Annotated in this window: 3 protein-coding genes; all 3 read left to right on the top strand. The window is 35.6% G+C overall.

The window, feature by feature from the left end:
- The first annotated feature begins 104 nt into the window (after positions 1-104).
- The 3 genes from ABYT26_RS17580 (at position 105) to ABYT26_RS17570 (ending at position 2,853) form a co-directional block, all read left to right on the top strand.
- Positions 105-551 (top strand): nucleoside deaminase, encoded by a 447-nt coding sequence (locus tag ABYT26_RS17580; RefSeq protein ID WP_372756330.1) that lies wholly within the window; start codon positions 105-107, stop codon positions 549-551.
- A 176-nt stretch (positions 552-727) separates the two neighbouring features.
- A complete protein-coding gene (locus ABYT26_RS17575) occupies positions 728-1,423 on the top strand; it encodes a DNA alkylation repair protein (protein WP_372756328.1) in 696 nt (231 codons plus the stop codon).
- 98 nt (positions 1,424-1,521) lie between these two features.
- Entirely contained in the window at positions 1,522-2,853 is a 1,332-nt protein-coding gene (locus ABYT26_RS17570; RefSeq protein ID WP_372756326.1) for a DEAD/DEAH box helicase, read from the top strand.
- Positions 2,854-3,303: the final 450 nt, after the last annotated feature.

Below are 3,303 nucleotides of genomic sequence, written 5' to 3'. Positions count from 1 at the left end.
TTTTTTTAATTATTTTCACAAACCAACTTCGCTGTTTAATTTAACATGCGAAAATATAAAGAAATTAAATAAAACAACTCTATTTTACGATATAAAACCGAAAGATGACTAAAATCAATTTCTCAGACGAATATTTTATGCGGCAAGCACTTAACGAAGCTAAAATTGCCTTACAAAAAGACGAGATCCCGGTTGGGGCAGTAGTGGTTTGCAATAAGCAAATCATATCCAAAGCACACAACCTAACAGAAACACTCAATGACGTGACTGCACATGCCGAAATGCTGGCCATTACAGCTGCTGCAGAATTTCTCGGGGGAAAATACCTGAACGAATGCACATTATATGTTACGCTCGAACCCTGCAGCATGTGCGCCGGTGCACTTGCATGGTCACAAATTGGCAAAATAGCATTTGGGGCTAAAGACGAAAAAAGAGGTTTTTCAAAACACACACCCCCTATTTTACACCCAAAAACACAAATAATTCATACTATTTTAGAAGATGAGTGCTCAGAATTAATAAAAAACTTTTTCAAATCTAAAAGATAATTTTTATACCTCCTTGAATTTTCATATTTTTACAGTTACAAATCAGGATACAAATTTTATCACCTGATTTACACAAGCTACCTTGCCATCGCAGCGTGACTGATGACAAATATTTATCGTTCATTCTTTGATTAAGACTGGCAATGTATCTGATAAACGATGATAAATTTAATGAGATGAAATTTGAAGAAATTTATGCTGAATTAGAAGAGTGCGGCACTGAAAAAAACAGGAAAACATACAAACAACAAGGAGGAAAGGGAGAACTTTTTGGGGTAAGTCGTACCGATTTGCAACGACTCAAAAATAAAATCAGCTCCCCCGAAGGCAAAAAGGGCATAGATCACTCTTTAGCCCAAAGGCTTTGGAAAACACGTAATATCGATGCCCGAATCCTCGCTTGTATGGTTGCTGACCCACAAAAAATTACCCGCAACGAAGCTAACAAGTGGGTTTCTGTTATTCGCTACAGCGTTATAGCCGACTACTTTGCCGATTTAATTGCTCAAACACGATTTGGCATAGACATTATGTACTTATGGATACAATCACCTGACGAATACATAAAAAGGGTGGGTTTTTCCATTTTAAATTACTTTGCCTGCAACGATGATTCCAGAAGCGAACTATTCTTCAATGCCTTCCTGCAAAAAATAAAACAAGAAATTCAATTTTCTCCCAACAAAGCAAAAGAAGCTATGAACAACTGCCTGATCTCCATTGGCAGCAGAACCAAGTTATTGCGTAATAACGTACTGGATGTAGCTGAATTTATTGGCCCTATTGAGATTGACCAGGGTGAAGATTCACCTAAAACCATTGTAATTGAAGAACATTTAAATAAAATATGGAGTAAAAAATTGACTACCTAAACATTACTTTACTCTACATTCCAACAAAGAGCTTTGTAAACTTATACTACAAGGCTCTTTTTTTGATTATCTTTGCCAAAAATAAAAAAGATACGATTTTGAGGTTTATTGATTTCAACATTAACAGTCCGTTATTAAATGCCCTTTCTGACATGGGCTTTAATGAAGCCACTCCTATACAGGAACAGCTTTTTCCTATTGCTATGTCAGGAAGAGATGTAGTAGGCATTGCGCAAACCGGTACCGGAAAAACTATTTCCTACATCTTGCCTTTGTTGCGAAATTTAAAATTTAGCAAACAACGGCATCCCAGGATTTTAGTATTGGTTCCTACACGAGAGTTGGTTGAGCAGGTTGCAGGAGAATTTACCAAACTAACCACTTATATGAACGTAAGGGTTGTTGGGGTATACGGAGGCACCAATATTAACACCCAGAAACAACAGGTTTATGAAGGTCTGGATATATTGGTAGCTACTCCCGGTAGATTAATCGATCTTTGTTTAACAGGAACCTTACGATTAAAATCCATTCAGAAACTGGTAATCGATGAGGTTGATGAAATGTTAAATCTTGGTTTTAGGCCTCAACTGGAGCGAATCATTGACCTTCTGCCTGAAAAAAGACAGAACCTAATGTTTTCTGCAACATTAACCTATGATGTTGACGAGCTCATAAAGCACTTTTTCTATAATCCCATAAAAGTAGAAGTTGCACCTACAGGTACTCCAGTAGAAAAAATATTTCAATCAGGATACAAAGTCCCTAACTTTTATACAAAAATAAACCTGTTACTTTATTTATTGGATGTGAACCATGGCATGGATAAAGTTTTACTTTTTGTAAAGAACAGACAGATTGCAGACATCCTTTACAGCAACCTGGAAGAAATGTTTGAAGACGAGATTGGTGTTATCCACTCCAATAAATCGCAGAACTTCAGGTTTAGAATGGTAAAAGAATTTACAGAAGGAAGCTTGCGCATATTAATAGCAACCGATCTGATATCCCGAGGTCTGGACATATCAAATGTAAGCCACGTAATTAATTTCGACCTACCCGACGAAGCTGAATCATACATTCACCGTATTGGCAGAACCGGACGTGCCAAGGCTGAAGGAAATGCCATATCTTTTGTTGCTGAAAACGAAATCAGCTCTTTACACAGGATTGAGAAATTAATGAATAGCCCCATTGAACTTGAAGAGTTACCTGAAAAAGTTGAGATTTCAGACTTACAACTGGATAGTGAAACACCTGAGATTGCAGGTAAAACACTGATAAAAACACCAAAATTAGATGCCACCAAAGGAACTGCCTTTCACGACAAGAAAGACAAAAACAAAAAAATTAACCAAGGTGGATCATACCGTAGAAAATTAGCAATCAAATATAAAAAACCAAAAACCAGAGGGCAAAAAAGAAAATAATCCTTTAACCAAACTTTACCCTTTCTTTTCAAACCTACTGGTATTGTACCTGTTAATCACAAGCCCTAAGCGTAAAATTTTATAAACTATTTTAAACATCCCGATTTATACCTTTTTTCTGTCCTAATCTCTTATCGCATCTACATTCTTATTTAAATAAATGTTAATCCCCAAATACATCTATCCTTTATTAAATAAATGTTGTATTTTTCGAACATATACATATTATAAAACAAGAATAATACCTGTTTTTTTTTAATTTAACCACTTCAGCCAATAAAGTAGAACTAATCATCAACTTTGCTTTTTACTCAATATTGGCTGGTCATTTTCTTAACAAGAAGTGCTATAAGTATTTTTTATTTGAATAAAAATCATGAATACTGAGAAAAAGAGATTAAAAGATTGTGCCAACGAAAATATACCCTGGAAAAAGTGGGGACCTTACCT

This window comes from Labilibaculum sp., assembly GCF_041595635.1.
Classification (GTDB): Bacteria; Bacteroidota; Bacteroidia; order Bacteroidales; family Marinifilaceae; genus Labilibaculum.
Note: the sequence above shows the minus strand (reverse complement) of the source record. Positions and strands in the feature narration are given on the sequence as shown.